Source organism: Paraburkholderia sp. (assembly GCF_024281035.1).
Taxonomy (GTDB): Bacteria; Pseudomonadota; Gammaproteobacteria; order Burkholderiales; family Burkholderiaceae; genus Paraburkholderia.
The window spans coordinates 184,021-210,688 of the sequence record NZ_JAMXLH010000078.1; the positions used below are offsets into that span (position 1 = coordinate 184,021).

32 protein-coding genes are annotated in these 26,668 nt (G+C 63.1%); 7 read left to right on the plus strand and 25 right to left on the minus strand.

The annotated features are described in order from the left end of the window. Nucleotides 1-5 precede the first annotated feature (5 nt). From Q0L30_RS25560 to Q0L30_RS25650, 19 genes are all read right to left on the minus strand, one after another. Nucleotides 6-374: a hypothetical protein gene (locus Q0L30_RS25560; protein WP_296663619.1), complete on the minus strand. Its 369-nt coding sequence runs from the start codon at nucleotides 372-374 to the stop codon at nucleotides 6-8. A 93-nt stretch (nucleotides 375-467) separates the two neighbouring features. Then, nucleotides 468-854, minus strand: coding sequence for a BON domain-containing protein (locus Q0L30_RS25565; RefSeq protein WP_296663621.1), 387 nt, complete (start codon nucleotides 852-854; stop codon nucleotides 468-470). Between the two features lie 61 nt (nucleotides 855-915). Next, complete coding sequence (locus Q0L30_RS25570; protein ID WP_296663622.1) at nucleotides 916-1,968, minus strand: porin; 1,053 nt, start codon at nucleotides 1,966-1,968, stop codon at nucleotides 916-918. 126 nt (nucleotides 1,969-2,094) lie between these two features. Then, nucleotides 2,095-2,916 (minus strand): alpha/beta fold hydrolase, encoded by an 822-nt coding sequence (locus Q0L30_RS25575; protein ID WP_296663625.1) that lies wholly within the window; start codon nucleotides 2,914-2,916, stop codon nucleotides 2,095-2,097. 56 nt (nucleotides 2,917-2,972) lie between these two features. Next, nucleotides 2,973-3,164 carry a 2-hydroxymuconate tautomerase gene (locus tag Q0L30_RS25580; RefSeq protein ID WP_296663626.1) on the minus strand — a complete coding sequence of 64 codons (192 nt, stop codon included), beginning with the start codon at nucleotides 3,162-3,164 and terminating at the stop codon, nucleotides 2,973-2,975. Nucleotides 3,165-3,177: 13 nt separating this feature from the next. Continuing rightward, nucleotides 3,178-3,966 (minus strand): 2-oxo-3-hexenedioate decarboxylase, encoded by a 789-nt coding sequence (dmpH, locus tag Q0L30_RS25585; RefSeq protein WP_296663629.1) that lies wholly within the window; start codon nucleotides 3,964-3,966, stop codon nucleotides 3,178-3,180. Further along, nucleotides 3,963-5,027 carry a 4-hydroxy-2-oxovalerate aldolase gene (dmpG, locus tag Q0L30_RS25590; protein ID WP_296663630.1) on the minus strand — a complete coding sequence of 355 codons (1,065 nt, stop codon included), beginning with the start codon at nucleotides 5,025-5,027 and terminating at the stop codon, nucleotides 3,963-3,965. Before dmpG ends, dmpH begins: the two co-directional genes overlap by 4 nt. Nucleotides 5,028-5,104: 77 nt before the next feature. Beyond that, nucleotides 5,105-6,028 carry an acetaldehyde dehydrogenase (acetylating) gene (locus tag Q0L30_RS25595; protein ID WP_296663632.1) on the minus strand — a complete coding sequence of 308 codons (924 nt, stop codon included), beginning with the start codon at nucleotides 6,026-6,028 and terminating at the stop codon, nucleotides 5,105-5,107. Between the two features lie 56 nt (nucleotides 6,029-6,084). After that, complete coding sequence (gene dmpE, locus Q0L30_RS25600; protein ID WP_296663634.1) at nucleotides 6,085-6,867, minus strand: 2-oxopent-4-enoate hydratase; 783 nt, start codon at nucleotides 6,865-6,867, stop codon at nucleotides 6,085-6,087. Between the two features lie 28 nt (nucleotides 6,868-6,895). Continuing rightward, the gene (locus tag Q0L30_RS25605; protein WP_296663637.1) at nucleotides 6,896-8,407 is read right to left on the minus strand and encodes a 2-hydroxymuconic semialdehyde dehydrogenase; all 1,512 of its coding nucleotides are present in this window, start codon (nucleotides 8,405-8,407) and stop codon (nucleotides 6,896-6,898) included. Nucleotides 8,408-8,460: 53 nt separating this feature from the next. Next, nucleotides 8,461-8,910 carry a heme-binding protein gene (locus tag Q0L30_RS25610; RefSeq protein ID WP_296663639.1) on the minus strand — a complete coding sequence of 150 codons (450 nt, stop codon included), beginning with the start codon at nucleotides 8,908-8,910 and terminating at the stop codon, nucleotides 8,461-8,463. Between the two features lie 13 nt (nucleotides 8,911-8,923). Beyond that, a complete protein-coding gene (locus tag Q0L30_RS25615) occupies nucleotides 8,924-9,868 on the minus strand; it encodes a catechol 2,3-dioxygenase (protein ID WP_296663641.1) in 945 nt (314 codons plus the stop codon). Beyond that, nucleotides 9,859-10,251 carry a 2Fe-2S iron-sulfur cluster-binding protein gene (locus Q0L30_RS25620; protein WP_296663645.1) on the minus strand — a complete coding sequence of 131 codons (393 nt, stop codon included), beginning with the start codon at nucleotides 10,249-10,251 and terminating at the stop codon, nucleotides 9,859-9,861. Before Q0L30_RS25620 ends, Q0L30_RS25615 begins: the two co-directional genes overlap by 10 nt. A 1-nt stretch (nucleotide 10,252) precedes the next feature. After that, complete coding sequence (locus Q0L30_RS25625) at nucleotides 10,253-11,317, minus strand: NADH:ubiquinone reductase (Na(+)-transporting) subunit F (RefSeq protein ID WP_296663646.1); 1,065 nt, start codon at nucleotides 11,315-11,317, stop codon at nucleotides 10,253-10,255. A 73-nt stretch (nucleotides 11,318-11,390) separates the two neighbouring features. Further along, nucleotides 11,391-11,747, minus strand: a complete 357-nt coding sequence (locus Q0L30_RS25630; RefSeq protein WP_296663649.1) for a phenol hydroxylase subunit P4 — start codon at nucleotides 11,745-11,747, stop codon at nucleotides 11,391-11,393. 16 nt (nucleotides 11,748-11,763) lie between these two features. After that, complete coding sequence (locus Q0L30_RS25635; protein ID WP_296663652.1) at nucleotides 11,764-13,314, minus strand: aromatic/alkene/methane monooxygenase hydroxylase/oxygenase subunit alpha; 1,551 nt, start codon at nucleotides 13,312-13,314, stop codon at nucleotides 11,764-11,766. Between the two features lie 59 nt (nucleotides 13,315-13,373). Continuing rightward, nucleotides 13,374-13,643 (minus strand): MmoB/DmpM family protein, encoded by a 270-nt coding sequence (locus tag Q0L30_RS25640; RefSeq protein WP_296663654.1) that lies wholly within the window; start codon nucleotides 13,641-13,643, stop codon nucleotides 13,374-13,376. A 49-nt stretch (nucleotides 13,644-13,692) separates the two neighbouring features. After that, nucleotides 13,693-14,691: an aromatic/alkene monooxygenase hydroxylase subunit beta gene (locus tag Q0L30_RS25645; protein WP_296663657.1), complete on the minus strand. Its 999-nt coding sequence runs from the start codon at nucleotides 14,689-14,691 to the stop codon at nucleotides 13,693-13,695. Next, the gene (locus Q0L30_RS25650) at nucleotides 14,688-14,915 is read right to left on the minus strand and encodes a phenol hydroxylase subunit (protein ID WP_296663658.1); all 228 of its coding nucleotides are present in this window, start codon (nucleotides 14,913-14,915) and stop codon (nucleotides 14,688-14,690) included. Before Q0L30_RS25650 ends, Q0L30_RS25645 begins: the two co-directional genes overlap by 4 nt. 294 nt (nucleotides 14,916-15,209) lie before the next feature. Between Q0L30_RS25650 and Q0L30_RS25655 the strand changes: the two genes are divergently transcribed. From Q0L30_RS25655 to Q0L30_RS25670, 4 genes are all read left to right on the plus strand, one after another. After that, nucleotides 15,210-16,916 carry a sigma-54-dependent Fis family transcriptional regulator gene (locus tag Q0L30_RS25655; protein ID WP_296663661.1) on the plus strand — a complete coding sequence of 569 codons (1,707 nt, stop codon included), beginning with the start codon at nucleotides 15,210-15,212 and terminating at the stop codon, nucleotides 16,914-16,916. Nucleotides 16,917-16,918: 2 nt separating this feature from the next. Next, a complete protein-coding gene (locus Q0L30_RS25660; protein WP_296663711.1) occupies nucleotides 16,919-17,629 on the plus strand; it encodes a GntR family transcriptional regulator in 711 nt (236 codons plus the stop codon). 215 nt (nucleotides 17,630-17,844) lie between these two features. Then, nucleotides 17,845-18,144, plus strand: coding sequence for a hypothetical protein (locus Q0L30_RS25665; protein WP_296663663.1), 300 nt, complete (start codon nucleotides 17,845-17,847; stop codon nucleotides 18,142-18,144). Between the two features lie 60 nt (nucleotides 18,145-18,204). Then, on the plus strand, nucleotides 18,205-18,432 hold the full coding sequence (locus tag Q0L30_RS25670) for a hypothetical protein (RefSeq protein ID WP_296663714.1): 228 nt from the start codon (nucleotides 18,205-18,207) through the stop codon (nucleotides 18,430-18,432). Between the two features lie 193 nt (nucleotides 18,433-18,625). On the opposite strand, the gene Q0L30_RS25675 is transcribed toward Q0L30_RS25670, so the two are convergent. From Q0L30_RS25675 to Q0L30_RS25685, 3 genes are all read right to left on the minus strand, one after another. Further along, nucleotides 18,626-19,048, minus strand: a complete 423-nt coding sequence (locus tag Q0L30_RS25675) for a hypothetical protein (RefSeq protein WP_296663665.1) — start codon at nucleotides 19,046-19,048, stop codon at nucleotides 18,626-18,628. A gap of 88 nt (nucleotides 19,049-19,136) precedes the next feature. Next, nucleotides 19,137-20,381 carry an FAD-binding oxidoreductase gene (locus Q0L30_RS25680; protein ID WP_296663667.1) on the minus strand — a complete coding sequence of 415 codons (1,245 nt, stop codon included), beginning with the start codon at nucleotides 20,379-20,381 and terminating at the stop codon, nucleotides 19,137-19,139. 31 nt (nucleotides 20,382-20,412) lie between these two features. Beyond that, nucleotides 20,413-21,210 carry an ABC transporter substrate-binding protein gene (locus Q0L30_RS25685; RefSeq protein ID WP_296663669.1) on the minus strand — a complete coding sequence of 266 codons (798 nt, stop codon included), beginning with the start codon at nucleotides 21,208-21,210 and terminating at the stop codon, nucleotides 20,413-20,415. A 159-nt stretch (nucleotides 21,211-21,369) separates the two neighbouring features. Here Q0L30_RS25685 and Q0L30_RS25690 point away from each other — a divergent pair, with 159 nt between their 5' ends. Next, nucleotides 21,370-22,347 (plus strand): ornithine cyclodeaminase family protein, encoded by a 978-nt coding sequence (locus tag Q0L30_RS25690; RefSeq protein ID WP_296663671.1) that lies wholly within the window; start codon nucleotides 21,370-21,372, stop codon nucleotides 22,345-22,347. Nucleotides 22,348-22,412: 65 nt separating this feature from the next. Next, a complete protein-coding gene (locus Q0L30_RS25695; protein ID WP_296663674.1) occupies nucleotides 22,413-23,090 on the plus strand; it encodes a PAS domain-containing protein in 678 nt (225 codons plus the stop codon). A gap of 31 nt (nucleotides 23,091-23,121) precedes the next feature. Here Q0L30_RS25695 and Q0L30_RS25700 read toward each other — a convergent pair whose 3' ends face one another. Together Q0L30_RS25700 and Q0L30_RS25705 are read right to left on the minus strand one after the other, a co-directional pair. After that, the gene (locus Q0L30_RS25700; protein ID WP_296663677.1) at nucleotides 23,122-23,526 is read right to left on the minus strand and encodes a hypothetical protein; all 405 of its coding nucleotides are present in this window, start codon (nucleotides 23,524-23,526) and stop codon (nucleotides 23,122-23,124) included. A gap of 4 nt (nucleotides 23,527-23,530) precedes the next feature. Continuing rightward, nucleotides 23,531-24,433 (minus strand): LysR family transcriptional regulator, encoded by a 903-nt coding sequence (locus tag Q0L30_RS25705; RefSeq protein ID WP_296663679.1) that lies wholly within the window; start codon nucleotides 24,431-24,433, stop codon nucleotides 23,531-23,533. 843 nt (nucleotides 24,434-25,276) lie between these two features. On the opposite strand from Q0L30_RS25705, the gene Q0L30_RS25710 reads away from it, so the two are divergent. Continuing rightward, nucleotides 25,277-26,197: a LysR family transcriptional regulator gene (locus Q0L30_RS25710; RefSeq protein ID WP_296663682.1), complete on the plus strand. Its 921-nt coding sequence runs from the start codon at nucleotides 25,277-25,279 to the stop codon at nucleotides 26,195-26,197. A gap of 103 nt (nucleotides 26,198-26,300) precedes the next feature. On the opposite strand, the gene Q0L30_RS25715 is transcribed toward Q0L30_RS25710, so the two are convergent. Beyond that, on the minus strand, nucleotides 26,301-26,668 hold a 368-nt coding region (locus tag Q0L30_RS25715), incomplete at its 5' end, for an alginate export family protein (RefSeq protein ID WP_296663685.1).

The window sequence follows — 26,668 nt, forward strand, 5'->3', positions numbered from 1 at the left end:
AAACTTCATTCCTCGCCGAGGTCGTCGAAGATGCGATCGTCGAACTCGATCGGGAACGGTTCGGTTCGGCTCAGCGTTCCGGCTTGACTCGCGTTCCGGTAGTCGGCAAGACGCGTCGTCACGACCTTCCGGATGTGATTCTCAACGATGGCAGAACGTTTCGGCCCCAACGTTTCCAGCCGATCCAGCAGGTCGCCGGGGAAGCGAAGCGAAATGTAGGGCGTGTCAAGCCCGGCCGGATTGCGGATGATCAGCACTTTCATCTTGCCGTCCGGCGCGGGCTTTTCGCTGTAAATGGCGTCGTCGTGAAAGGAGCGCGATACTGCCTGCGCGACGCGCTCCAGAACACTGCGAGTGATCTGATAGATGGGCATCTTCGTCTCCTGACAGAACGTGCAGCCATCCTATCACTTTCCTTTTTGCGGGCTATGCGCATTGGCCGCACAACGGGCGCGCTTCGCGCCCGGCTACTGCCCCGGCGCCTTCACACTCAGGTTATCGGTCACGTTGCGAACGCCGCTCACGCCCGCTGCCGCCGCATGCGCAACGCCTGTCTGCTCCGCCTCCGGCACCGAGCCACCGAGCGTGACGTCGCCGCCCCGCGCGATCACGACGATCCGGCTCGAATCCAGTCCCTTGACGCGCACGAGCGCACGGCGCACCTGCTTCGCCAGCAACCGGTCGGCCTTGCGGGTCGCCCTGCGCGTCTGGGCGGGTGTCGCCGCCGGCACAGAGGCGGTCATGCCCGAATCGCCCTGCGGCTGCGGCTGCGCATGCGCCCCCGGTGTGCCGATTGCGGCGGCAAGCAGTACGCCCGCAGTCCATTGCGCAAGTTTGTTTTTGTTCGCTTTCATATGACCTCGACTTTTCTGTTGAGCGATTCTCATACCTTCTCATACCGTCTCGCAGCACGAATCAGAAAACATGGCGAATGCCGATGTTCACGCCGGTCGTCGTTCCGGCCGGGCTGAAGAGCGCGTTGTTGACCGACAGCCCCACGTCCATCGCGCCGCGGTTGTTGACCACCGCGACCTGGCCGTACAGCGTCGTCCTGTGCGACAGGAAGTACTGCACGCCGAGCGCGCCCAGCAACGCGTGATTGGCCGTTTCGTTGCGGTCGCTCACATACCAGATACCGCCGTTGAGGTCGAGGTCCGGCATGGCGAGGAAGTCGAGGCCCGCATCGTAGACGTTGCTGTTGAAGCCGCCCGCCACCTTGTAGTTCGTGAACGCCGCCTTCGCGGTCAGCTTGCCGATCTTGTACGACGCGCCCAGCATGCGCCCCACGAACGCCACATTGGTCGGCGGCGCGGTGTTCACCGTGCCGCCGCTATTGCCGTTGTAGAACGCGCCTTCGACCATTACCGTGCCGTTGTCGTATTTGAGGTTCACGGAATATTGGCGGCCCGACTGGAAGTTTCCGGGCACGCCGCCAAACGCGAACATGGCGCTTCCCGAGAAACCCGCGACTACCGGGCTCGCATACGATACGGCGTTCGCGTTGAAGACGCCGGTGCCCAGCACGTGATCCAGATAGATCGGCAAGCCGCTGCCGAACTGCGACAGCCCACGCGGATCCAGGTCGTACAACGCCATGAAGAACGGCGAGAACTGCAGACCCAGTGTGACCGTGCCGAACGAATTCGTGAGGCCGATGTAAGCCTGTCGCCCGAACAGGTTGCCGTTCGAATTGTTGAAGGCGCCGTTCGCGACGCTAAAACCGCTCTCCAGTTTGAATGTCGCCTTCATGCCGCCGCCCAGGTCTTCCGTACCGGTCAAACCGAATTGCGTCGGCGCCGAGCCGCCGTCGACAAACGAGAACTGCTTGCCGCCATTGCCGCCCGTCGCATCGAGCGTCTTGCTCGTATACAACAGCCCGCCGTCGACGACGCCATACAACGTCACGTTGGACTGCGCGTGTGCGGCGCCCGAAAGCAGCAGTCCTGCTGCGCCGGCGATCCCTGCCATGCGGAATTTTCGTTGACTGAACATCCGGTTGTCTCCTTTCCTTCGGATCATGCGATATGTTGTTTTGTTGTCTTTAGTACTGCTTTATTTGAAGCGCATAAACCAGCCTTAAACGCAACTTCACTGCTATTCGATTAAATGCCGCATCACGAGATCGTTGAAGCGGTTGGCGTTCTCGATCTGCGTCCAGTGCCCGCATTGACCGAACACGTGCAATTGCGCGCGCGGAATCAATTCGGCGAGACGCAGCGAGTTGGCGAGCGGAATCACACGGTCCTCGCGGCCATGCACGATCAGCGTCTCGTTCGGCAGCGCGCGTATGGCCGGCTCCGGGCTTGCGAGCGCATCCACCCAGCGTTGCCTCGGCGCAGGAAACATCGCGGCAAACGACTCCTGATAGCCGGGCCGGATGCTCGCTTCGTAGCGCAGCTTCGCGAGTTCGTCGCTCACCAGCGTTCGATCGAACGCGAAAACATCGAGCAGCGAGCGCATGTTCGCGATCGACGGCGCGTAGCCCCACACCGCGTCGAGCCCTTCGGTGATCGGAAACGGCACGCCCGCGCTGCCCATCAGCACAAGCCTGCCGACCCGCTGCGGCGCGCGGATCGCAAGCGAAAGCGCGAGTGCGCCGCCGAACGAATTGCCGACGACGTGTGCGCGCTCGATCCCGAGCGCGTCGAGCAGGCCGAGCACGTGCGAAACCCAGGCGTCCATCGTGTACGAAAACCCTTGCGGACGCACCGTTTCGCCGAAGCCGACGATGTCCGGCGCAATCACGCGGAACTGCTTTGCGAGCGCCGGCATCGTGAGCCGCCAGTTCGCCCAGGCCGTCACGCCCGGCCCGGAACCGTGAATGAGCAGCATGGGCGGTCCGTCGCCCACATCGTGATAGTTGGTCCGGATGCCGTCGACCATGATGCTGCGGCCGATTTCTGGATTGGTCTGCATGCTTTAATCCTGTCGTTGATCCTGTCGTTAAGCCCGTCGATAAACCGGTGCGTTAATCAACGTCCGCGCTTTTTCGCGCTCTGCCCGCCAATGCCGAAATGCTCCTTCGGCATTTCGATAATCACCACGCGCACCGATTCGAGCGGCGCATCGATCGCGCGATGAATGGCGTCGCTCACTTCGGCGATGAGCCGCTCCTTTTTCTCGTCGTCGCGGCCTTCGAGGATGTACAGATGGGCGATGGGCACGATGATCTCCTTCTCAGATGAAGCGCAGGCTGGTCGAGCCCATGTCCTGCACGCGCAGCGTGACGTTGTCGCCCGCGGCGACCGCCACCGCTTCCGTGATGCCGCCCGAGAGAATCAGGCTGCCCGCCGGAATCGATTCGCCGCGCGCGCCCAGATGATTGGCGAGCATTGCGATAGCCGCGGCCGGATGGCCGAGCACGGCGGCGCCCGCGCCGAACGCAACCGGCACGCCGTTCTTCTCCAGTACGACGCCGATCGTGCGCAGATCGACGTTTTCGACTGCGAGCGGCTGGCCGCCCACGACGAAGCGCGCCGCCGAGGTGTTGTCGGCCACGACGCTCTTCAGGTCGAAGCGGAAGTCGCGATAGCGGCTGTCGATCACCTCGATGCCGGGAATCACGAAGTCGGTCGCGGCGAGCACGGCGGCGATATGGCAGCCCGGCCCCTTCAGCTCCGTCTTCGTGACGAACGCGATCTCCGGCTCCACCTTCGGGTGGATCAGCTCGGCCACCTTGCAGGCGCCGCCGTCGGGCACCGAAAACGTGTCGACCAGATAACCGAATACCGGCGTTTCGACGCCCATCTGCCGCATCTTCGCGTGCGACGTGAGGCCCGCCTTGTAGCCGACGATGCGCGCGCCGCGTGCGAGCTGACGCCCGCGTATCGCATCCTGCACGGCGTACGCGTCGTCCCAGTCCATGTCCGGATGCGTGTCGGTGATTTTCGGCGTGTCGTGCGCTTGCCGCGCGCAATCGTCGAGGTGCCGGGCGAGCGACTGGATCGTTTCATTCGACAGCTTCATGCGGCCTCCTCGTGGTTCCGACTCGCGCGTGGCTGGCCTTGCTGACGTTGCCGCGCAAGCGTGAGCGCGGTGTCCTCGATCATGTCCTCCTGGCCGCCGACCATCTTGCGGCGGCCAAGTTCGACGAGAATCTCGCGCGACGGCACGCCGTACTTCGCGGCTGCGCGCTTCGCGAACAGCAGGAAAGAACCGTAAACTCCCGCGTAACCGAGCGTGAGCGCATCGCGGTCGATGCGGATCGGGAAGTCCATCATCGGCACGACGAGATCTTCGGCGACGTCCTGGATCTTCCAGACGTCGATACCGGTCTCGATGCCCATGCGGTCGCACACGGCCACGAACACTTCGAGCGGCGTATTGCCCGCGCCTGCGCCAAGACCGGCCGCCGCGCCATCGATGCGGTTCGCGCCCACCTCGATTGCCGCGATCGAGTTCGCGATGCCCATCGCCAGATTGTGGTGGCCATGAAAGCCCAGTTCCGTCTTCGGATCGAGCGCGTCTCGCACCGCACCGAGGCGAGCCTTCACATCGTCGGGCAGCATGTAGCCCGCCGAATCGGTGATGTAGATGCAATTCGCGCCGTAGCTCTCCATCAGCTTCGCCTGCTTGACCAGCCCTTCGGGGCTGTTCATATGGCTCATCATCAGAAAGCCCACGGTGTCCATGTCGAGCTTGCGCGCGTAAGAGATGTGCTGCTCCGATACGTCCGCTTCCGTGCAGTGCGTCGCGACGCGGATCGTGTGGACGCCAAGTTCATGCGCCATTTTCAGGTGATCGACGGTGCCGATGCCCGGCAACAGCAACGCCGAAACTTTCGCGCGCTTGAGCAGCGGAATCACGGCGCCGAGATACGCCTCGTCGCTGTGCGCGGGAAAGCCGTAATTGACCGACGCGCCGCCGAGCCCGTCGCCGTGCGTGACCTCGATGAGCGGCACGCCCGCTTGATCGAGGCCGCACGCCACCGAGCGCATCTGGTCGAGGGTCATCTGGTGACGCTTCGGATGCATGCCGTCACGCAGCGTCATGTCGTGAACGGTGATTCGCTTGCCTTGGAGATTCATGTCGATTCCGTTTTGGTCCGATTGGGTCCGGTCGTTTTCGTGTGAAGACTGGCGATGCGCTGGCTGCGCGACTCGCCTCAGGCGGGCGCGCTCTCGACAGGCGCGAGCGTGATACGGCCCGCGAGCAGCTCTTCGGCGAACATCTCGGCGGTCCGCGCGGCGGCGGCCGTCATGATGTCGAGATTGCCCGCGTAGCGCGGCAGGTAATCGCCGAGCCCCTCGACTTCGAGAAACACCGACACGCGATTGCCGTCGAACACCGGGCCGTTCACCAGCCGGTAGCCGGGCACGTAGCGCTGCACGTCGGCAATCATTGCGTTGACCGACTCGATGATGCGTGCCTCGTCGGGCACGTCCGCGGTCAGGCAATGCACGGTGTCGCGCATGATGAGCGGCGGCTCGGCCGGGTTGATGACGATGATCGCCTTGCCGCGCGTAGCACCCCCCACTTTCGCGACCGCCGACGCCGTCGTGCGCGTGAACTCGTCGATGTTCTTGCGCGTACCGGGGCCGACCGAGCGCGACGACACGGTCGCGACGATCTCCGCATAGTCCACCGGCTGCACGCGCGAAATCGCACGCACCATCGGGATCGTCGCCTGGCCGCCGCAGGTCACCATGTTGACGTTCATCTCACGGCTGCCGATGTGCTCCCTCAGGTTGACGGGCGGCACGCAGTACGGCCCGATTGCAGCGGGCGTGAGGTCGACCATCATCACGCCGAGCGCATTGAGCTTGCGGCTGTTTTCCGCGTGAACGTAGGCACTTGTCGCGTCGAACGCGATCTGCACGTTGTCCGCCAGCACGTGCGGCACGAGGCCGTCCACGCCTTCTGCGGTCGTCTTGAGGCCCAGCTCGCGCGCCTTCTTCAGGCCGTCCGATTCGGGATCGATGCCGACCATCCACACCGGTTCGAGTACGGGGCTGCGCATCAGCTTGGCGAGCAGATCGGTGCCGATGTTTCCGGGTCCGATGAGCGCGCAACGAATTTTCTGTGTCATGAGGATGTCCTCTTGCCTGTCATTGAATGCGGTAACGATGAAACGGGCCGTGGCGGTCAGGCGAAGCGCACCGAGCAGGCGCCGATGCCGCCGATCGACACGCGGAAGCTGTCGCCCGCCTGGATCGTCGCCATCGCGGCCAGCGCGCCGGAGAGGACGACCTCGCCAGCCTTGAGTCCGATGTCGAATGCGCCGAGCGTGTTGGCGAGCCATGCGATGGCGTTGACGGGCGAGCCGAGCGCCGCTGCGCCCGCGCCGGTGCCGATCACTTCGCCGTTCTTTTCCAGCACCATGCCGCAGGTCGCAAGATCGACGCGGCGCGGGCTCACGGCCTTGTCGCCCAGCACGAACACGCCGCACGATGCGTTGTCCGCGACGGTGTCGCCGATCTTGATCTTCCAGTCGCGAATGCGTGAATCGACGATCTCGAAGCACGGCATCACGCATTCGGTGGCGGCCAGCACCATCGCGTTCGTGACGCCCGGCCCCTTCAGGTCGCGCTTGAGAACGAATGCGATCTCGCCTTCGGCCTTCGGCTGGATCAGCGTATCGAGCGGGATGCGCTCGCCCTCGCCATACACCATGCCCGACAGCAGGTAGCCGAAATCGGGCTGATAGACGCCCAGCATGTCCATCACCGCCTTCGACGTGACGCCGATCTTCTTTCCGACCACCGTTTCTCCCGCGTCGAGCCGCCGCTGCACGAAGCGTTGCTGGATGCGGTACGCGTCGCTTACCGTGAGGTCCTCGTGCTGGGCGCTGAGCGGCGCGATGGGTTCGCGCGCAACGAACGCGTCGTGGAGCCGGTCGCCCAACCTGTCTATCAACGTAGTTTCCATATCCAATCCGAAAGAAATCGAAATTTCGTCAGAGCTTCACGCAGACGTTCTTGAGTTCGGTATAAAACTCGAGCGAATGCACGCCCCCTTCGCGGCCGATGCCCGACTGCTTTGCGCCGCCGAACGCGGTGCGCAGATCGCGCAGGAACCATGAGTTGACCCACGCGATGCCGACTTCGATAGCCGCTGCGACGCGATGCGAGCGCGAAAGACTCGTCGTCCAGATCGCGGTGGCAAGTCCGTACTCGTTCGCGTTCGCGCGGCGCACGACTTCGGCTTCGGAGTCGAACGGCATCACGAGCGCGCACGGGCCGAAGATCTCTTCGCGTGCGATCGGCGAATCGTCGCCGAGGCCGGTCCACAGTGTCGGCTGCACCCACGCCCCGTCGCGCAGATTGCCCGGCATGTCGGGCACGCCACCGCCCGTCACGACCGTCGCGCCGAGTTCGGCCGCCTTGCGGTAGTAAGACAGCACCTTGTTGCGGTGCTCCTGGCTGATCAGCGGGCCAATGCCGGTCGCAGCGTCCTCGGGCAGGCCCGGGCGCAGGCGTTCCGCGCCTTCCTTGAGCGCGGCGACGAAGCGCTCGAAAATCGGCCGCTCGACATAGACGCGCTCCGTGCCGAGGCAGACCTGTCCGGCGTTGGCGAAGCAGGAGCGCAACGTGCCTTCGATCGCGGCATCGAAATCGCAGTCGGCGAACACGATCGCCGCATTCTTGCCGCCCATCTCCAGGCTGACCGGACGCGCGCCGTCCGCAGCAGCTTTCATGATCGCGGCGCCGGTGCGCGTCTCGCCGGTAAACGTGATCGCGTTGACGCCCGGATGGGTCGTCACGAATTCGCCCGCCGAACCGGGGCCGAAGCCGTGTACGACGTTGTACACGCCGCGCGGCACGCCCGCCGCGTTCATCACCTCGCCGAGCAGCGCGGCCGTTTGCGGGGTTTCTTCCGATGGCTTGACGACCACGGTATTGCCGCACGCGAGCGCCGGGCCGACCTTCCACGTCATCAGCAACAACGGCAGGTTCCACGGGCAGATCACGCCAACCACGCCGACCGGCCTGCGGATCGCGTAGTTGAGTGCACCCGCACCGTCCGGCGTCGTCATCTCGAAGCATTCGCCCGGCACGTTCTTCACGACGTCGGCGAAGATCTTGAAGTTCGCCGCACCGCGCGGGATATCGATGTGCCGCGCAAGGCTCTGCGGTTTGCCCGTGTCCGCCACTTCGGCGTCGAGAAAATCGTCGAAGCGGCGCTCGATCCCGTCCGCCACGGCGTACAGGAGATCGACGCGCTGCGCGGCGCTCAGGCCGCCCCACGGTCCGGCGAGCGCGGCACGCGCGGCGCGCACGGCGGCGTCGACGTCCTCGCGGCTCGCCTCGGCCACGCGCGCAATCACGGCGTTATCGAGCGGCGAGCGTTTATCGAACCAGCGCGCGCCGTCGCGGTATTCGCCGTCGATGAAATTGCGGACCGTTTTTGCCTCAGCAACGCGGCCTGCCGCGCCGCTTGCAGCGGCGCACGGTTTTGTTTCGTACATGATCGTTCCAACCAGGTTGTCGTGATCGAGGAGTAAAAAAGAGCGGCGTCCGGTCACGGACCGGCGAGCCCGAGCGCGTCGAGACCCGCACGCGCACAGGCAACGTCTTGCGCCTCACTGCCGCCGGACACGCCGATGCCCCCGATGACCCGGCCGTCCTCGGCGACCGGCATGCCGCCGCCGAACGCGACGAACCGGGGGCGCAGCACGATGCCCTCGCGCACCGCCGCCGAATGCGCCTGCAGCGCGTCGTGCCAGAGGCCCGTTTGCAGTCCGAAGCTCGCCGCCGTGTAGGCCTTGTCGATGGCGATGTCGATCGAATGCAGCGGCGCGCCGGGCATCCGGACGAACGCGGCGAGGTGGCCCGCCGCGTCGACCACCGCGGCGTTCACACGCACGCCGAGCCGTTCGGCCTCGCGCACGGCGGCCTCGACCGCACGATGCGCGGCGGGCCAGTCGATCACACGCGCTTCGACGCTATGCAGTGAAACGGTCTGGGTCATCGTGCGCCGTCCATCAGGTGTAAACCGTCGTGAAAGCTTCGTTGAGCTCGCCCGAGTGATAGAAGATCGCCCGGCCGATTTCGTCCTCCGTCCACGTCGTCACCGGACGGTCCGGCTGCGCGAGATAGCCGAGCCCCGCGAAGGTCTCGTTGCGGTTGCCGCTCGGATCGAAGAAGTAGATCGTCGTGCCGCGCGTGATGCCGTGCCGCGTCGGCGCGACGTCGATCTTCACCTTGTTCTTCGCCATCACGTCGGCGGACTTCAGCACGTCGGACCAGTCGTCGAGGAAGAACGCGATGTGGTGCAGGCCGTTGCGCGGACCACCAACGAACGCGATGTCGTGCGGCGTCGAGCTGCGGAACAGCCACGTCGCAACCGGGAGCTTGTGGCCGGGGCCGACCATCAACTGCTCGGACAGATAGAAGTCGAGGCAGGTCTTCATGAAGCGCGTGTTGTCCTCGACGCGGTTCACGCCGCGCTCCGGATCGAACTCGCACATCAGCAGGACATGGTCGAGCCAGTGCGCAGCCGAGCCACGGACGTCGTCCGGCCACGGATCGGGATTAAGCGAGCCGACATCGGTGCCGACGAACTCCTTGTGCGCATAGAGGCGCATCTCGTGCCCGCTCGGCAGATTGAACTTCAACAGGCGGCCGATCGCGGGCATGCTGCCCTCGGGCAGCATTTCGGCCGGCGTGCCGTAGGCCTCGATGCGCGCCTTGAGTTCGTCGAGATCGGCGTCGCGCTCCACCTTGTACGCGACGTGCCTGATCCCCGCGGAATCCGAGGGAGTCAGGATCAGCGAGTACTTGTCCCACTCGTCCCAGCATTTCAGATAAACATTGCCGTCGGCATCCCGATGCGTCTCCTTGAGACCGAGCACGCGTTCGTAATGCCGAAGCGCCGCATCCATGTCCATGACCTTCAGGTTGACATGGCCGATACGCATCACACCCATGTTGTGTCTCCTCCAGACTGCTTTGTGGAAATTGGGACTGCCGCTGTGGCGCATCCCTTGAAAAAAGGCTTTTGCATCTTTCCCGCCACTTCAAGCTCGACGTCGCACTGCGGCGCGACGCGGCACGCGAGCGAATAGCCCGCGCATTCCTCCTCGGCGCTCACGTGCGCGCGGCTGACCGGGCCGAGCCGGCTCACCTCGCCGCACAGCACGCGCACCTTGCACACACCGCAGCCGCCGTTCAGGCAGCCGACCGGAATGCCGCGCCGGCCCAGCTGCGCCATCGCCGCGAGCAGCGACTGACCGGGCGCGCACGGAAAGCGCTCGCCGGTCTGCGCGATCGTGACGGTGACTTTCGCGTCTGCTGTATCTTTTGTGCCCACGTCACACCTTGCGAAAGAGCGGACTGCGCACCTGCTGCACGTCTGCCGCGGAGATGAACTTCTCGTGGAAGATGTCGCGCTCGAACAGACGTCCCTGCATCAGCGTCGAGATGCACGCGTCGATCATGGCGGGCGGTCCGCACAGGTAAGCCTGATGGCCGGAGAAGTCGTTCTCGAAGTGCGCCTTCGCCACTTCATGCACGAAGCCCTGCCCGACGCCCGCACCCGATTCAGCCGCGCCCTCGGAGAGCGCGGGCACGTACGTGAAGCTCGGATAACGCTCGCTCAGCGCGCGGAATTCGTCGTCGTAGTAAAGCTCGGCCGCGTTGCGCTGACCGTAGATCAGCGTGATCGGCGTGGCGGTTCCCTGTGCGAGCAGATCGAGGATCATCGAGCGCGGGCTCGACAGCCCCGAGCCGCCCGCCATGAAGATCATCGGCCGGCCCGCGGACTTGCGCACGAAGAAGCGCCCGTACGGTCCGGACAGCGGCAAGCGGTCGCCAACGGCGAGCTTCTCGTGCAGCCACGCGGTGCCGAGGCCGCCCGGCACCTGGCGCACGTTGAGTTCGACTTCGCCGGTCTTCGCGACGTCGTCCGGTGCGTTCGCAATCGAGAACGCGCGGGTCTGCGCAATCCCCGGAATCGAAAGCTGCACATACTGACCCGCCTGAAAATGAATGGGCCGGTCAAGGCGCAGGCGAATCGACCTGATGGTCGGTGTGAGCGCATCGATGCGCACGACCTCGCCTTCGAAGTCCTGTACCGGGATGATCTCGGCGTCCGGTTCCTCGTCCACATCGGCTTCGATCACGGTGTCCGCCTGCAGCGTCGCGCAACAGGCCAGCGCCTTGCGTTCCTCGCGCTCGAAATCCATCAGCGCGAACGGACTCGCCTCGCCGAGATCCGCCTCGCCTTCGACGATCTCGACCTTGCAGGTCCCGCACAGGCCGTGACAGCACGCGTGCGGAATGTAGATGCCCTGGCGCAGCGCAGCGTCGAGAATGGTCTGCCCTTCCTCGACCTCAATCGTGGCGCCCAGCGGCTCGATGGTGAGCTGATAACTCATGTCGGTTCCGTTCCTGATCCGGCAGGCCGGGCATATTGTTTCGCCCGGTCCTGCACATTTGCGCGTGTTGCGTTCAGCTGCACGACCCTGCAATGCCTTCGAGGCCCGGCGTCCTGAAGCGAATCAGGTCCTTGTGGCCGACGCCGTTTTCCGCGAGGCTCTTCGACGGATCGGGCGTCCACGGCTTGCCCGACTTGAACCACTGGACCTGGCTCCAGTCGATCTTCGCGAAGTCCGGGTGATAGCCGTAGATGCCCGGCAACACCTGTGCGGCGAGCGCGCCGAACGGCATGTCCGGCGGCAGCGGCAGGCAGAACGGCGCCGGAAACATCAGGTGGTCCTCCCAGCCGACGTATGCGAGCGGCGCCGGGAATTTTTCTACTGCGTCCTTGAGCGCAAACTCGTAGGGCTTGAGCGCGATAACGGTCACGATGGTCTCCCCTGCCTCAGTTGCTCGACGCTTCGCCGCGCCATGCCGCGAAGTTCTTCTGGTCTTCCGAACCCTCGAAATCCATGGTGTCGCGCTTCGGGTCCACTTCGTAGTAGTCGAGCACCGCCGCGAGCGGATCGAAGCCTTCGCGCGTCGGATCGACGCCGGGCTTGAAGCAGTTGCCCTGGTAGATCTGGTGCACGGGCAACCATGCCTGGGTGTACTTCTGCGGCTCGTCGTCGAAGATCTCCTTGCAGTGATCGCTGCAGAAGTGGAATTTGTTGCCGAGGTAATCCGATTCGCGCGCACAGATCTTCGTCGGGTCGCCGGGCTCGGTGAAGAGCATCGGGATCTGGCAGGTCTGGCAGAGCATGGGCAGCGTCTTGATGTAGAAGCGGTTCCCGGCGTCCGCCTGCTCGCGCCAGTGCTCGAAGCGCGGCCGGTAGTAGCGGTCGAACGTGTCCGGATAATGCGCGGACAACCACTTCATTTCGTCCTCGTGCGGCACCCAGGTATGGAACGGCGCAGCGGCGCCAAAGCCGTAGAACGTGGCCCATGCCTGGTGGCTGATGTGGTCCTTGCCTTCGCAAGCATCCTTCCAGCCCTTCGGCTCGCGTATGCCATAGCGCGCGAGATCCTTGAAGAGCGCACCGCCGTTCTGCTCGGCGTACATGTCCCACGCCTCTTTCCAGCTCATCACGCGCTTGGGCTGCATGTAATCCATCATCATTGCGACGAGCGTCAGCAGCCGGTAGCCGCGCCAGAACCACTTGTCGATCCATTTCTGCACGATCGGCACGTTGCCCGGGTCCTGTTCGAGCATGAACTTGATGCACTCGATGCCGAGCGTCATATGCCGCGACTCGTCCGACTGTGCGGAAAAGCCGAACGTGACCGTGGACATGTCGCCATTGAACGCCGCCCCGGACATGAACGGCACGAACAGCAGATTCGTCAGCACGTACTCGAACGAGAAGCTCACCGCCGTCAAGAATTCGAACGGCCCGGATGTTGAGGCATCCTCGAAGAACGACTTCGGCACAGACAAGTACCAGACGCGGTCGAACCAGTGGTTCGTGTGGTGCATGCCGTTGAAGAACCGGTTGTAGGTCGAAACCGCATGCGTTTCGGTCTGATAGTGGCGCAGCTCGTCGATCGACTGCATCTGGCAGGCCACGCGTGCACCCTCGCCGGTGAAATGCCTGCCGACGTGCGCGAAACCGCGGTGCGCGTAGTATTCGAGCGGCGTCACGCCCTGGATGAAGAGTTTCAGCGCGTTGATGTAACGCGCGTCAGTGACGCCAAGGAATGCGTTGTTCTGCGTGAACGCTTCGATCACCGCGTAAAGCTTCTTTTCCTTCTCGCCCTGGTATTTCCAGTACGCGTCCATCGTGAGGCGGAACGGGTCCACCCACTGATCCCAGTCGTGAATCTTGATGCCTTCATAACGGTCGTACGGAAAGACCTTTTCCATCGGCTGATAGGTCGTCTCCCAGCCGAGGCCGCGCGTCATCGCGGCATAGCGTTCCTTCAGGCCAAGCTTTTTCTTCAGCACGGGCGTGTCCATGCATGTCTCCTTCATGGGTCGGCGTTCGTTGCGCCGCGTTTAATCGTGTTTAATCGCGTTTAATGTTTCCAGCTGAGCGTGAACTGGTCGTCGTCTTCGTCGACGTGTCCAGAAATCGTGATCAGGTTGACGTGGAGTTGCTGCAGGTCGAAGCGGGCGCCAGTCAGGTCCTCGATCGTCTGGCGCCGGATCGTCAGCTGCCCCGGCGCATCGATCTTGACCATCCCCGGCGACTCGACAGCGACCGCGTTCGGGTTGTCGGCAAGAATCGCCTCGACGACGGGCCGCGATTCCTCGTTGGCCTGAAATGCGATAAAGACGTTGGACATGCGTTTTCCTTCGGTCGGTTCAGGTCGGTTCGGGCGTTACTGCCGCGGGTTACTGCCAAACAATGCCGAGCTTCGCGATACGTCCACGAAGCTGCTCGCGCACTTCGTCGAGCACCGCGTGCGCGCACGCGGGGAACGCGAGTTCAGCAACGGGCAACAGCGCCGCGGCCGCCTGCTCTTCCCACTGGTGCGTCCAGTGCGCAAGGCACGCGCGGTTGTCTTCGGATTCGGCGGCCATCGTCTTCACGACCGCGTCGACCCAGCGGCTCGATTCGTCGTGCCACTCCGGCATGAACGCGGTCAGCATCGCGATCGCGGAGCCGTTTTTGAGCGCCACCTGCTCGTCGACGAAGCGGTCATAAACGAGCGGATACAGCAGGCCGTCGAGCACGAGGTTCTGCGCAACGAAAAGCTCGACCGGGTCGGCGACTACGAGCGTGTCCTCGACGTAGCGTCGCAGCGCCTGCCACAGCGGATCGTCGAGCCAGGCGGCCTTTGCGTCGTCGAGCACCTGCGGGCCGGACACCGAGAGCGCGAGGCGCGTGAGGTACTGCGCGATGCCGAGGTTGTCCATCGCATGGAACATGGCTGGCGCGGTAAACGCCGTGCCGTAGCCGAGCGCGCAGATCTGCGAGTTGTTCATGTTCGCGCCCCACGCGGCGTGACGCAGCGGCACCAGCACGGCGAGCGCCTGCGCTGTGAGCGCTTCGGGAATCAGGTCAGCCATCCCGCGCGACTCGACGAACTCGAAGTTGGCTTCCATCGTGTCCTGCTGGCGCGCGCGCGTCATCGTCCACGACGCGTAGTAGAACTGCCGCGGATCCTTCAGCGCGTACCAGTTCGACATGACGATCGCGGTGCGCGCCGGATCGAACAGATCGTGATCGGGGTCCCACGTCGGGCGATAGTGGAAGTTGGCCGCGGGCTGCGCGCCCATCGTGCCTTCCTGGTAGCGCGAAGCCGTCTTGTCCGCGCCGATGTACTGGGCGACGTGCGCGTAGGTGTGCCGCAGCGGCTTGATGTCCACTGTCTTCAGATCGATGGTCACTGCTTGCTCCTCCGGATCATGGTTTCGCTCGATTGCCCGAGCCGCGAGACGTTCTGCGCAAGGCAGAATTCCTCGAACGCGGCGGGCAGCAACATCAGTTCGACGCAGAGATCCGGCTGCCCCACCGAGAATTCGAACTCCACGAATCCCCGGGTGTTGATGCCGGTCACCTTGACGAACCTGCGGCCTGGATCGAACCGTTCTTCTGCTGTCTGTCGTTGCATGGGTGTCTCCTCCATTGCGCTGACCTTAATGCACCATCCGTGCCACATACCTGGCGCTCACAGCAAAAATCTCGATAATTCAGGGTAAGCACCGACGCCAAGGCGACGATTAAGAAACGCAATACCGGTAAACCAGAGCCGTTACAGCTCAAAAACACCCGCTCCAACCAGTTGATCTGTGGCGGCTTTTTATGATTTGATCAACCTGTTCAAACGCGATTGACGAAATCGTCACAACGCCGCCCACATCGGTGCTCAAATCGCGTAGAAATGTAAAATCTCGACGGAGGAGACATGACGCGGTCCGATCTACCCCCCTTGCCGACCGACGCCGATCTGCGGCGGCTGATCCATTTTTCGGCAAGCGACGGCCGTATCTGGCTCGCCGGGCAGCGGATGGTGCTGATCCACACGGCGGCGCTCGGCTCGCTGCGCCGCGAACTGCTGGAAAGCGTCGGGCCGGTCGAGGCGCGGCGGATTTTCACCCGCGCAGGCTTCGCGGCGGGCGAGCGCGATGCGAACCTTGCTCGCGAGATTCGCGGCAACGCGCCGCTCTACGACATGTTCGCGGTCGGCCCGCAGTTGCATATGCTCGAAGGCGCGGTGCAGGTCACGCCGATCCGCTTCGAGGCCGACCGGGAAACCGGCCGCTTCTACGGCGAGTATCACTGGGAGCATTCGTGGGAGGCCGAAGTGCACAAGCGCAATTTCGGGCCGCAAACGCAGCCCGTGTGCTGGATGCTGATCGGTTATGCATCCGGTTACACGAGCACGTTCATGGGCCGCACGATCCTGTTCAAGGAGATGTCGTGCGTCGGGATGGACGACGCGCATTGCCACATCGTCGGCAAGCCGCTCGACGAGTGGCCGGACGCAGCCGAGCTGTCGTCGTGGTTCAAGGCCGAGTCGCTCCTCAACACGATTCGCGACCTGCAGACCGAGGTCGAATCGCTGCGCCTCGAAATCGCGCCCGACGCGGACAAAACCCGCCTCATCGGCCGCTCACCCGCATTTCGCGCCGCCTATGGGCTGCTGCAGACCGCTGCGCCGACCAAGGTCACCGTGCTGCTGACCGGCGAAACCGGCGTCGGTAAAGAGCGTTTTGCACGTGCGCTGCACACGCTCAGCGCGCGTGCGTCCGGCCCGTTCGTCGCGGTCAACTGCGCAGCCATTCCGCACGCACTGATCGAATCGGAACTGTTTGGCGCGGAGAAAGGCGCGTATACCGGCTCGCAGGCCGCGCGCCCCGGCCGCTTCGAGCGCGCCGAAGGCGGCACGCTGTTCCTCGACGAAATCGGCGAGTTGCCGCTGGAAGTGCAGGCCAAGCTGCTGCGCGTGATCCAGGAAGGCGAAGTGGAGCGGCTCGGCTCGACGGATAGCCGCAAGGTCGACGTGCGGCTCGTCGCGGCGACGAACCAGGATCTCGCCCGCGCAGTCCAGGAAGGCCGCTTTCGCGCCGACCTCTATTACCGGATCAACGTCTACCCCGTGATCATTCCGCCGCTGCGCGAGCGCCGCGATGACATCGAGCCGCTCGTGTACGCCATGCTCGAGCGCTTCGCGTCGCTGCACGGCAAGCCGGTCCCCGCGCTCACCGATCACGCCTGTAACGCGCTGCGCGAGCACGCATGGCCCGGCAACGTGCGCGAACTGGAGAACATCGTCGAGCGCGCCGTGATCCTGTCGCGGCCGGATTGCGCTGTCGACGCGAAGGCTCTCTTTCCCGGCATGAACCTGCCCGAAGGCGCAACGATCGATCGCATGGGGCAGATTCAGGAAAGCAGCGCCGCGCGCTTCGACTGCCACGCGCTGCTCGACCGGCTTCAGGACTGCGGCGGCGGGCTCGAAGGGCTTGAGCGCGCGCTGCTGCACGAGGCCGTGGACCGCGCGAACGGCAACCTGTCCGCAGCCGCGCGGCTGCTCGGCATCACGCGTCCACAACTCAGCTACCGCCTCGGGCGCAAGCAGAATCAGAATCAGGATCAGGAGGCGCAATCGTGAACCTGTCACCGTCCATCGAAACGCTCCTCGCCAAAGACACCGGCGAGCCGCACGCCCGCACGCTCGGCGAGCAGGCCTATCACCAGTTGCGCAAGCACATCATCGAGGGCCGCTATCCGCCCGGCACAAAGCTGCGCGTCGAGCACCTGAAGGACGTTTATGGCGTCGGCGCGGGCACGCTGCGCGAGGCGCTCACGCGGCTCGTCAGCGATGCGCTCGTCGTCGCCGAGGGACAACGCGGCTTTCGCGTCACGTCCATGTCGATCGCCGATCTGGAGCACATCACGCAATTGCGCATCCTGATCGAGGTGAACGCGCTGCGCGAATCGGTCCGGCACGGCGACGCCGCCTGGGAGCAGCGCGTGCGGCAAAGTTTCGAAATGCTTTCAGCGTGGGAACAGCCGGTGTCGATTGAAAATCGGCCCGCGTGGGAAGTCCACAACCGGCAGTTTCATGAAGAGTTGATCTCGGCCGCGGCGTCGCCGTGGACCTATCTGATTCTGCGCGTGCTGTCCCAGCATGGCGAACGCTACCGGCGCGCGTGCATCGGCCTCGAAAGCTCGAACCGCGACGTGCATCGCGAACACGCATGCATTTTCGAAGCGGCGATGAACCGCGCCGACGCGCGCGCCGCGTTAGCGCTGGAAGACCACATCAGCACGACGCTCACGACCATGAAGCAGGCGCCCAAAGGGACTTTCCCGTTCGAGTAGGCAACGAAGTCTTCTGTCACGGAAGGCCGGTGGTTTCGACAACCTGACATCTGGCCAACATCCGGCGCGAGGTTCACGACGGCGATGCCAGACCGGGTTCCGGATACGCCCGGTTACGAATCTCGCAACGCGGTTTCACCTTTACCCAGGTCCGCCACCTACACTCCGAACCGTGCTAACCAACAACGCACGCAACGTACGCAGGAGTGGGGGAAATGAAAAAGACGATTCTCGGCGTGGTATTGGGCGCGACCGCATTGATCGCGTCGACGGCAGCAAGCGCGCACGTGGATGTTGACGTGGGGATTGGCGTACCAGGCGTCATCTACGCCCCGGCCGAACCCGTGTACGTTGCGCCTCCGCCTGTCGCCTACGCGCCCGTTCCGTATGTGACGGGCTATCCCGACGACGAGGACTGGCGTGCACGTAAGTGGCGGGAACACGAATGGCGAAAACACGAGTATCGCGAGCACCAGTGGCGCGAGTGGCACGACCGCGGCGACCACGACGATTAAACCAATTCGACGCGTAATACGAGGCTGACGCCAATCATGAAACTGAATCTACGGGTCGGTATGTTCGTTGTGGCTGCTGCCCTGGGACTGGCCGCGGCCGGAACGGCAGACGCCGCCGGCTGCCTCAAGGGCGCAGTCGTCGGCGGTGTCGCCGGGCACTATGCGGGGCACCACGCAGTCGCTGGCGCGGTCGGTGGCTGCATCGTCGGACATCACGTTGCGAAGAAGCATGCGGAGGAGCGGGCCGCACAACAGCAAGCAATTCGTTCGCAAAAGCTGGGTACGTGATACCAGGCACTGGCCTTGTTAGTTGCCGCTGGGAGCGCCCATTCGAATTGGGTTCTCCCAGCCGCATGGGACTTGCACTTGTTTGCTCAAAGATTGCATTCAGAGCTTAGCGGTCGCTGCCACCCTTGGGATTCGTGACACCCTGCAGGCAACCTGGATCGGTATGGCGGAAGTGACTGGAAGCCCGCCTGAATTATTTCCCCACGGGCGGCTGCGGATTGTTGGCGGGGTTCGTATCGTACCGGCTCACGTTCTCGATGCCGACCTTGCCTGCGAGGGCCGAAAGCCTTGCATGCAGCCAGTCGGCGGTTTCCTTGTCGTAGACCTCCTCCCCGCGCACGTAGACCGTAAACGACTTCAGATATTTCGCCTTTTTCTCGGGGTTATCGAGCGTGTCCTTCGTCCATTGATACAGCGGATAATGGTCCCGCCCCGCACCTTCCGCCTCTTCGAGATATTCGGCGAATGCGTCGAACTGGCATTTCAATGTGGCGTTGCGTTCATGCAAGACGGCTTCCAGCAAATCGCGGCCCTCATACGGCACACGCGCACGCAACGCATCGGCCAGTTCAGGCACGACGGTGATCCTGATCTGGAATTGCCAGGTTTCTGCCATGTCTGCCTCCTGTGGTTAATGATCATTCCGCTCATCTGGTTCAAGAAGTCTACGCAGGATAGCGGTGGCGTGTATCGACACGCGCGGGTTAGCTAAATCGCGCGGGCCAATACGGCGTGGGATCGATGAACGGCGTTTCGCCGACGATTTGCTCGGCAACGAGGCGCGCCGAGACCGGCCCGAGCGTGAGCCCATGGTGATTGTGACCGAATGCGAACCACAGCCCTGCGTGGTGCGGTGCAGGCCCAAGCAGCGGGCGCATGTCGGGCGTGCAGGGGCGCAAGCCCATCCACGGCGTTTCGTCTAGCCGGGCGCCAAGGCCGAACACGGGACGTGCCTCGCGCTCGGCGGCGTCGAGTTGCGCGTAGTTGGGCGGACGCTCGCGCGTGGCAAGCTCCACACCCGTGGTGAGACGCAGGCCGCGACGCATCGGCGCAACCACGTAACCGCCTTCGATATCCACGACCGGGTGCACGAGCGGCGCACGCGCCTCGCTCGCGTAGTGCATGTGATAGCCGCGCTTGACCATGAGCGGTACGCGGTAGCCGAGCGGCTGCGTCACCAGATCCGACCAGGGACCGAGCGCGACGACGGCAAGCCCGGCACTCAACGGTCCTGCGTCGGTCAGCACGCGCCAGCCCTTGCCTTCGGGCATCAGCGTGCGCGCATCTCCCTGTGCAAAGGTACCGCCCTCGCGCAGGAACAGTTGCGCATAGCCCTTCGTCAGCGCACCAGGATCCGTCACGCACGCGGGATCGATCCAGTGAATCGCGCCCGCATAGCCCTCGCCTAACGATGGCTCCAGCGTCCGCAAACCCGGCGCATCGAACATCTGCACGTGAAGGCTGTGCGCGTCGGCCACCGCGCGGGCCGCGCGCATTTCGCGCTCGAAACCGGCGGGTGAGCGCCACGCTTCGAGCCAGCCGATAGAACGCACGATTTCGCGCATGCCCGCGCGCGCGATCAGCGCCTCGTGCTCGGCCACGCTGCGCTCGATAAGCGGCAGCATGTCGCGCGCAGCGTTTGCAAGGCGCGCCGGCGACGACTCGCGCCAGAAAGACGCGAGCCAGCGCGCGTAAGCAGGCAACGAACGCACGTCGTAGCACAGCATGGTCGAGTTGTTACGCACGAGGCGCAGCAGCATGCGCCAGTCGCGCGGAAAACCGTAAGGCACGACCGACGACGACTCGATCAACCCGGCATTGCCATGGCTCGTTTCCTCGCCGGGCCCGCGCCGGTCGACGAGCGTGACCTGCACGCCGCGCGCCTGCAGATGCAGCGCGACGCTCACGCCCACGATGCCCGCGCCGAGAACGATCGCGCTCTTGCTCATGTCCCTGCTCCGGATTGCAAAGTCATCGACATTACTTCGCGACGATATCGCGGCCGAAGTACTTCATCGAGAGCTTAGTCAGTGTGCCGTCCTGGCGCAGCGAATCGATCGCGGCGACAACCCGGGCCTTGAGCGCCGCGTCGTCCTTGCGCATGCCGAAACCGGTGCCTTCGCCGAGCGTGGCCGGATCCGTGAGCGGCGTGCCCGCGAAGTCGAAGCCCTTGCCCTGCGGTTTCGCGAGGAAGCCGTCCGTGGCGGTCTGCACTTCCTGCACCGCACCGTCCAGACGCCCGGCCGCGAGATCCGCGAAAATCTGGTCCTGGTTCTCATAGGAGACGACGTTCACGCCCTGCGTGCCCCAGTGCTTGCGCACATAGTCTTCCTGCGTCGAGCCCTGCAGCACGCCAACCGACTTGCCATTCAGACTGGCGGGCGTGGGCAGCAGCCCCGAGCCGCGCTTCGCAACCATCTGGATCGGCATCACATAGATGGCGGGCGTGAAGGCAATCTGCTGACGCCGTTTGTCGGTGATGTTCATCGCCGAATCGATGACGTCGAACTTGCGTGCCTTGAGTGCGGCGATCAGGCCGTCGAAGCTGTTCTCCACCCAAACGCACTTCATCTGCAGCTTCTGGCACACCGCGTTGCCGATGTCGATGTCGAAGCCTTGCAGATCGCCCGAGGGCGTCTTGCTCTCGAACGGCGGATAGGACGCTTCCACGCCAAAGCGCAGTGTTTTCTGGTCCTGTGCGAGCGCCGCACTCGCCGTCATGCCCGCAAAGCACGCGAGGCTGGCTGCAGCCGCAATGCGAATGATTTTCCTGTTCATCGTCGTCACCCAATTCGTAATAAGTGTCTGTTCAAGTGCGTTGCGTCGTTATACAGCATCCTCTCCCGAGAGGCCGCGGCCGCAGGAGGAATATAGACGAAAACGAAAAAAAGTCTAGAATGGACAAAAATGTCTACCCCGCGACTCAGGAGCCCCAACATGAACGAGACGTTTCAACCCATCGCCGCGCCGCTCGTCGTCGACGCCGCCCAGGTGCGCGCCGCTCTGCCGAGCCTCGACGTGCGAGGCGAACTGACCCGCCTGTTCGCTTCACTCGGTCGCGGTGACGCCGTGCAGCCGCCGCAGACGCTCGCGCTGTTTCCGAAGCAGGCGGGCGACTTCATCACTTATCTCGGCGTGCTCGCCGAAGCGGGCGTCTTCGGCGCGAAGCTCTCGCCGTACATCGCGGGCGCCGACGGCCAGCCGCCCGTCATCACCGCATGGACCGCGCTGATGTCGATGAAAACGGGGCAGCCGCTCATGTGGTGCGATTCGGCGCTGCTCACCACCGAGCGCACCGCGGGCACAACTGCGCTCGCCATCGACCAGCTCGCACCGCGCGAGGCGAAACGCCTGGCCGTGATCGGCTCGGGCGCCGTCGCGCTGGCACACATTCGCCATGCCGCGCCGCTGCGCGCGTGGGAAAGCATTCGCGTCTACTCGCCGACGCTCGCCGGCAATGCGCAACGCCATGCGCAATTGCGCACGCTGGACGCACGGGCAAGCGTCACGGAGACGACCGAAGCCTGCGTGCGCGACGCCGACGTGGTGATGCTGTGCACCTCATCGGGCAAGCCCGTGCTCGCGCTGGATGCGCTGACGAAACCCGCACTCATCACCTCGATCAGCACGAACGTTGCGTACGCACATGAGATCGATCCGGCCGCGCTGCCGACGCTCGACGTATACTGCGACTATCGCCACACCACGCCGCAAAGCGCGGGCGAAATGGTGCTCGCCGCGCGCGAGCACGGCTGGTCGCCGGATGCGATCGCGGGCGATCTTGCCGAACTCGCGAACGACGCGTGCCCGAGACCCGCTTACGCACGTCATGCATTCTTCCGCTCGATCGGCCTTGGTCTCGAAGACATGGCCGTCGCGAACGCGCTCTATGAGCACCTGCGCAATGCCCGCTGATGGGTAACGCCAGGTAAAACGCACCATCATCGACGTCCTACCTGCCGCAACCCGGCCCCAGTCCGATGCCGAAACGAGAAAGCGACACGCCCCGTGTGAGAAGGATCGCCAGCCCGAAAACGTCGCGCGACGTGCTGCTCGCGCGCTACGCGCACGTGGCGGACAGCATCACCACGCTGTTTTTCCCGTTCGCGGAAGTCGTGATTCACGACCTCTCGGACCAGACCGTGGCGTATCTCTCGAACAATCTCTCGAAGCGCGAGATCGGCGACGACGCCGCACTCGAAGACGTCGAGGAAACCACGCGCAACAAACTGCTCGGCCCCTACGAGAACGTGAACTGGGACGGCCGGCGCATGCGTTGCGTGAGCACGGCGCTGTTCGACGATGAAGGGCGCGCGACAGGTGTCATGTGCATCAACTTCAACATTGCGGCCTTCGACGACATGCAGGCCACGCTCGATCTCTTCCTGCGTGGCGCGGGCGTGATCGCGCAGCCCGAGGAGCTCTTTAAGGACGACTGGCAGGAACGCATCAATACCTTTCTGCACGGCTGGCTTCGCGAACGGCAAATCGCGCTCAACTCGCTCACGCGTGAACACCGGCGTGAACTGGTCGAGGCGCTGTACGCCGAAGGCGCATTCAAGGGCAAGAGTTCTGCCAACTACGTGGCGAAGGTGTTGGGCATGGGGCGGGCGACGGTCTACAAGCATCTGCGCGAAATGAAGGTGGACGCCGAATAGCCGCAATGAAGCCACGATGTACGCCGGGCGATTACCGACGGATGACTCGCCGGGAACACGAGTCGGTATTGGAAGCTCTGGATATCCGGCAGCAGCGGCCCCCCTGCTTCACAACGACCGCCTTACCCGGTTTGGCGTGGTCGACGTACTGCTGTGGCACGTCACTCAATGCTCGATTGGCCGTACTCAGATCGCTGCCCAGCAGATAGCCGGTATGGCCAGGCGTATGCCCAAACAGCGGCACTGTCTGGATACCGGGCAGAATCGACGCCTGATGGAACGGCACCAACTTCTCGCCGTAGGCGTTGAACGCGTTTCGTGCCGCGTCGAAGAAAGGGCGAAAACCGTCGGGTGCGCTCGAATAGATGGCATCGTCGCGCCAGAATGAGAGTTCCTTCTCATGGACGAACAGCCGCTGCACATGATTGACAGGCAATCTTCTACGACACGGACGGCAAACTCTCCGAAAGATAGTCGAGCAATGCCGCAACACACGTAGGTCGGATAGGTTGCGATGGCGTGACGACACTCAGGTATACCTGCCCGATTTTCCAGTCGGGCAGCACCTCAACCAGATCTCCATGTTCCAGCGCGTCCGCCACAATGAACTCTGGCTGTAGCGCGATCCCGACACCGGCCAGTAGCGCCGGCATTAACGACTCGGCATTATTGGTTCGTATCCGGCTGTCAATCGCCACATTGCATTCTTCACCGGACGCATGCTGGAAACGCCATGACAAAGATGCCGGATGAGTCTCATAGCAAAGACACGCGTGCGTTTCAATTTCCTGGGGGTGGCGAATGGCGCCATACTGCGCAAGGTAGCTCGGACTTGCTACCAGGATACGGCGTATGACGCACAAATTACGCGCGCGCAAGGACGAATCCTCTGGTTCCGCGATTCGGATAGCCACGTCGAAACCGCCGCCCACGACGTCTACGACAGCGTCGTCGAATGAGACATCGAGGTTCACATCCGGATAGCGGTCGAGAAACTCCGGCATGAGCGGCGCCACATACTTGAGACCGAAAGACATCGGAGCCGAAACGCGCAGCAGCCCCTTCGGGGTCCGGGCGTGTGCAGAGGTCTGTGCTTCGATCAGTTCGAACTCTCTGACGATGTGTTGGGCTCGCTCCATCACCAGCCGACCTGTTGGCGTGAGAGAAATTCGACGCGAGGTTCGGTATAGAAGCGTCGTGCCGAGCCGCCTCTCAAGACGTGTGATCGCCTTCGACACAGTGGGCTGCGACATGCCAAGTGTTTCTGCAGCTTTCGCGAAAGAGCCTGTAGTGGCCACGCGCGCGAAAATCGCCCAAGCCTCGAGATCGGGAAGACTTTGCATGCAATTGTTATAGCTGGGTGTATTACACCGGTTCTATTGTCCAGAGATGACCGGGCCGCTCGCCACCTGAAACTACCCGCACACCCAACTTCAAGGATGCGACGGCTGCTTCGGGTGCTCTGTTCGCCACCCGATCTCGCAGAGACATCCGCGCCGGCGCTTAGCCAGTTGACGATCCGGTATGGAAATGGATCGAACATCTCTATTGCGTGTGATGAAAATTCGATCGCGTTGTTCAGGCTCGTTGTTCAGGCTGTTTCCCGCGGTGAAATTACCTACGCAACAGTGTGAGTCTTGTGGAGCAATGTTATCGGACCCGGGACGAACTATAAATAGAACAAATGGAATAGAAGGCATTCCAGTATCGATGGCGTAGCAGACCCTCCAGCGTTCGACGTCCACTGCGCTCCATCTTTCGGCTGCCGTAATAATTGACGCCGCGCAATTGCATTGAAAGCTCAATAACCGCCGTACACAGCGCCCCCATGTACGAGTAGCTTGCTGGTTGACCACGATTCATGACGTTGTATTTTTAACATTCAGGTGCGGCAATGGTTTTCTAAATAGCCAATGAGCGATGAACGCGCCCGCGCGAATTTATATTTAAAGAAATAAGGCCCGCACTTTTACCCCCACACTGCTTTCAATGTCCCTTCGCAAGCAGGAACGACAGGGGCGTATGATAAGTAACATTCGAATCCAGAACCGGATGCCTGAATCCTCCTCTGTGCAGTTCGATGGGACGCCTCGTTGCGGCTCATGCAAATCGTCAGCATCGCGATACCATAAGAACGCTCTTCAAGTAACATCGAAAAAATGAAATAGCATCAATTCCATTTTTATATGCAAACACTCCCTGACCTTGAAGCGTGGGCAATCTTCGCGCGCGTTGTCGAAGCCGGTTCTTTCGCCAAAGCCGCAGACTCGCTTGGCATCTCCCAGCCAACGGTGTCAAAAGCGATTTCCCGTCTCGAACGCCGGCTTGGCACGGCGCTCCTCTACCGCAGTTCGCGCCAGCTTTCTCTGACACCAACGGGTGAACTTGCCCGGGCACGGGCCCTTCGCATCCTGACCGAAGGCGAAACTGTGGAAGCGGAGGCGTCCGCGCAAGCGATACAGCCGCGGGGCATGGTTCGCATTACCGCGCCGATGTCATTTGGAATCCGCTATCTGGCGCCGCTGATCCCCACGTTCCTTGACCGCTATCCCGAAGTGAATGTCGACCTCTCCCTGACCGATCAGATTGTCGATGTGGTGGCCGGCGGCTTCGACGTAGCCATCCGGATCGCGGAACTTGGCGATTCCTCTCTGCGCTCGCGCCGGCTCTGCGTCGTTAATCGACCGCTGGTAGCCGCGCCAGCGTATCTCGAACGTAGTGGGCGACCTGTACATCCGCGAGACCTTGCGCAACACGAATGTCTTATCTATACGAATCTGCCCACGCCGGAGTCATGGCAATTCCGGCATGCCTCCGGCGAGGAATATTCCGTAGCGGTGAAAGGCAGAATTCGCAGCAACAACGCGGACGTGATCGCTCCAGCACTTCTAGCGGCCCAAGGCCTCGCATTACAACCTGAATTTCTCGTATGGGACGCGATCAAACAGGGGCAACTGATCGATGTGTTGCCAGACTGGAGGATCAGCCAAATTAACGTGAATCTCGTGACTCCGCCGAACATCCTGCGCCCCGCACGGGTCACGGCGTTACTGAACTATCTGGCGGAGTGTCTCGCGGCGGCGCCATGGGCTAACGTTGACGCGTGACTCCCCCCTGGCGCCAGGGCCGGGAAGTTTGCGCAATCGCGATCTGCACGTCCAATGCCGCGCCAGGAAAACAGATCGGCCAATACTCAAGCGCTTGCGGGGCTTACCATCCATATTTCAGTTCGAGGCCGGCGTAGTCGGCGTTGTGTCCGCCCGCCTGGCGGATCGAGTTGCCCACCTGGAAGTGCACGGCTTCGATCGACCCGATCAGGTTTGCTGCAATCGTCCAGTCCGCGCGCAACTGCACGTACATCCCGGTCCACAGACTGCCCTTGCCCGCCGTGCCTGGCACAACCTGATTGCCCTGCTGATAGACGGCGTCGCCGGTCGTTTGGCGCCACTGGAAACCCAACCCGCCGAGCAACACAAGATTCGGGGTTGGCTTGAGCGTGATATTCGGCTTGATGTGAATGAGGTTCGTGTAGCCCGTATAGCCTGCGAGCGAGAAGTAGTAACCGTTCGGGAACAGGG

Coding starts and splice junctions, on each gene's coding strand:
- Q0L30_RS25560 (WP_296663619.1), bottom strand. CDS start 374: ATGCCCATCTATCAGATCACTCGCAGTGTTCTGGAGCGCGTCGCGCAG.
- Q0L30_RS25565 (WP_296663621.1), bottom strand. CDS start 854: ATGAAAGCGAACAAAAACAAACTTGCGCAATGGACTGCGGGCGTACTG.
- Q0L30_RS25570 (WP_296663622.1), bottom strand. CDS start 1,968: ATGGCAGGGATCGCCGGCGCAGCAGGACTGCTGCTTTCGGGCGCCGCA.
- Q0L30_RS25575 (WP_296663625.1), bottom strand. CDS start 2,916: ATGCAGACCAATCCAGAAATCGGCCGCAGCATCATGGTCGACGGCATC.
- dmpH (WP_296663629.1), bottom strand. CDS start 3,966: ATGAAGCTGTCGAATGAAACGATCCAGTCGCTCGCCCGGCACCTCGAC.
- dmpG (WP_296663630.1), bottom strand. CDS start 5,027: ATGAATCTCCAAGGCAAGCGAATCACCGTTCACGACATGACGCTGCGT.
- Q0L30_RS25595 (WP_296663632.1), bottom strand. CDS start 6,028: ATGACACAGAAAATTCGTTGCGCGCTCATCGGACCCGGAAACATCGGC.
- dmpE (WP_296663634.1), bottom strand. CDS start 6,867: ATGGAAACTACGTTGATAGACAGGTTGGGCGACCGGCTCCACGACGCG.
- Q0L30_RS25605 (WP_296663637.1), bottom strand. CDS start 8,407: ATGTACGAAACAAAACCGTGCGCCGCTGCAAGCGGCGCGGCAGGCCGC.
- Q0L30_RS25610 (WP_296663639.1), bottom strand. CDS start 8,910: ATGACCCAGACCGTTTCACTGCATAGCGTCGAAGCGCGTGTGATCGAC.
- Q0L30_RS25615 (WP_296663641.1), bottom strand. CDS start 9,868: ATGGGTGTGATGCGTATCGGCCATGTCAACCTGAAGGTCATGGACATG.
- Q0L30_RS25625 (WP_296663646.1), bottom strand. CDS start 11,317: ATGAGTTATCAGCTCACCATCGAGCCGCTGGGCGCCACGATTGAGGTC.
- Q0L30_RS25635 (WP_296663652.1), bottom strand. CDS start 13,314: ATGGACACGCCCGTGCTGAAGAAAAAGCTTGGCCTGAAGGAACGCTAT.
- Q0L30_RS25640 (WP_296663654.1), bottom strand. CDS start 13,643: ATGTCCAACGTCTTTATCGCATTTCAGGCCAACGAGGAATCGCGGCCC.
- Q0L30_RS25650 (WP_296663658.1), bottom strand. CDS start 14,915: ATGCAACGACAGACAGCAGAAGAACGGTTCGATCCAGGCCGCAGGTTC.
- Q0L30_RS25655 (WP_296663661.1), top strand. CDS start 15,210: ATGACGCGGTCCGATCTACCCCCCTTGCCGACCGACGCCGATCTGCGG.
- Q0L30_RS25665 (WP_296663663.1), top strand. CDS start 17,845: ATGAAAAAGACGATTCTCGGCGTGGTATTGGGCGCGACCGCATTGATC.
- Q0L30_RS25670 (WP_296663714.1), top strand. CDS start 18,205: ATGTTCGTTGTGGCTGCTGCCCTGGGACTGGCCGCGGCCGGAACGGCA.
- Q0L30_RS25675 (WP_296663665.1), bottom strand. CDS start 19,048: ATGGCAGAAACCTGGCAATTCCAGATCAGGATCACCGTCGTGCCTGAA.
- Q0L30_RS25680 (WP_296663667.1), bottom strand. CDS start 20,381: ATGAGCAAGAGCGCGATCGTTCTCGGCGCGGGCATCGTGGGCGTGAGC.
- Q0L30_RS25685 (WP_296663669.1), bottom strand. CDS start 21,210: ATGAACAGGAAAATCATTCGCATTGCGGCTGCAGCCAGCCTCGCGTGC.
- Q0L30_RS25690 (WP_296663671.1), top strand. CDS start 21,370: ATGAACGAGACGTTTCAACCCATCGCCGCGCCGCTCGTCGTCGACGCC.
- Q0L30_RS25695 (WP_296663674.1), top strand. CDS start 22,413: ATGCCGAAACGAGAAAGCGACACGCCCCGTGTGAGAAGGATCGCCAGC.
- Q0L30_RS25705 (WP_296663679.1), bottom strand. CDS start 24,433: ATGCAAAGTCTTCCCGATCTCGAGGCTTGGGCGATTTTCGCGCGCGTG.
- Q0L30_RS25710 (WP_296663682.1), top strand. CDS start 25,277: ATGCAAACACTCCCTGACCTTGAAGCGTGGGCAATCTTCGCGCGCGTT.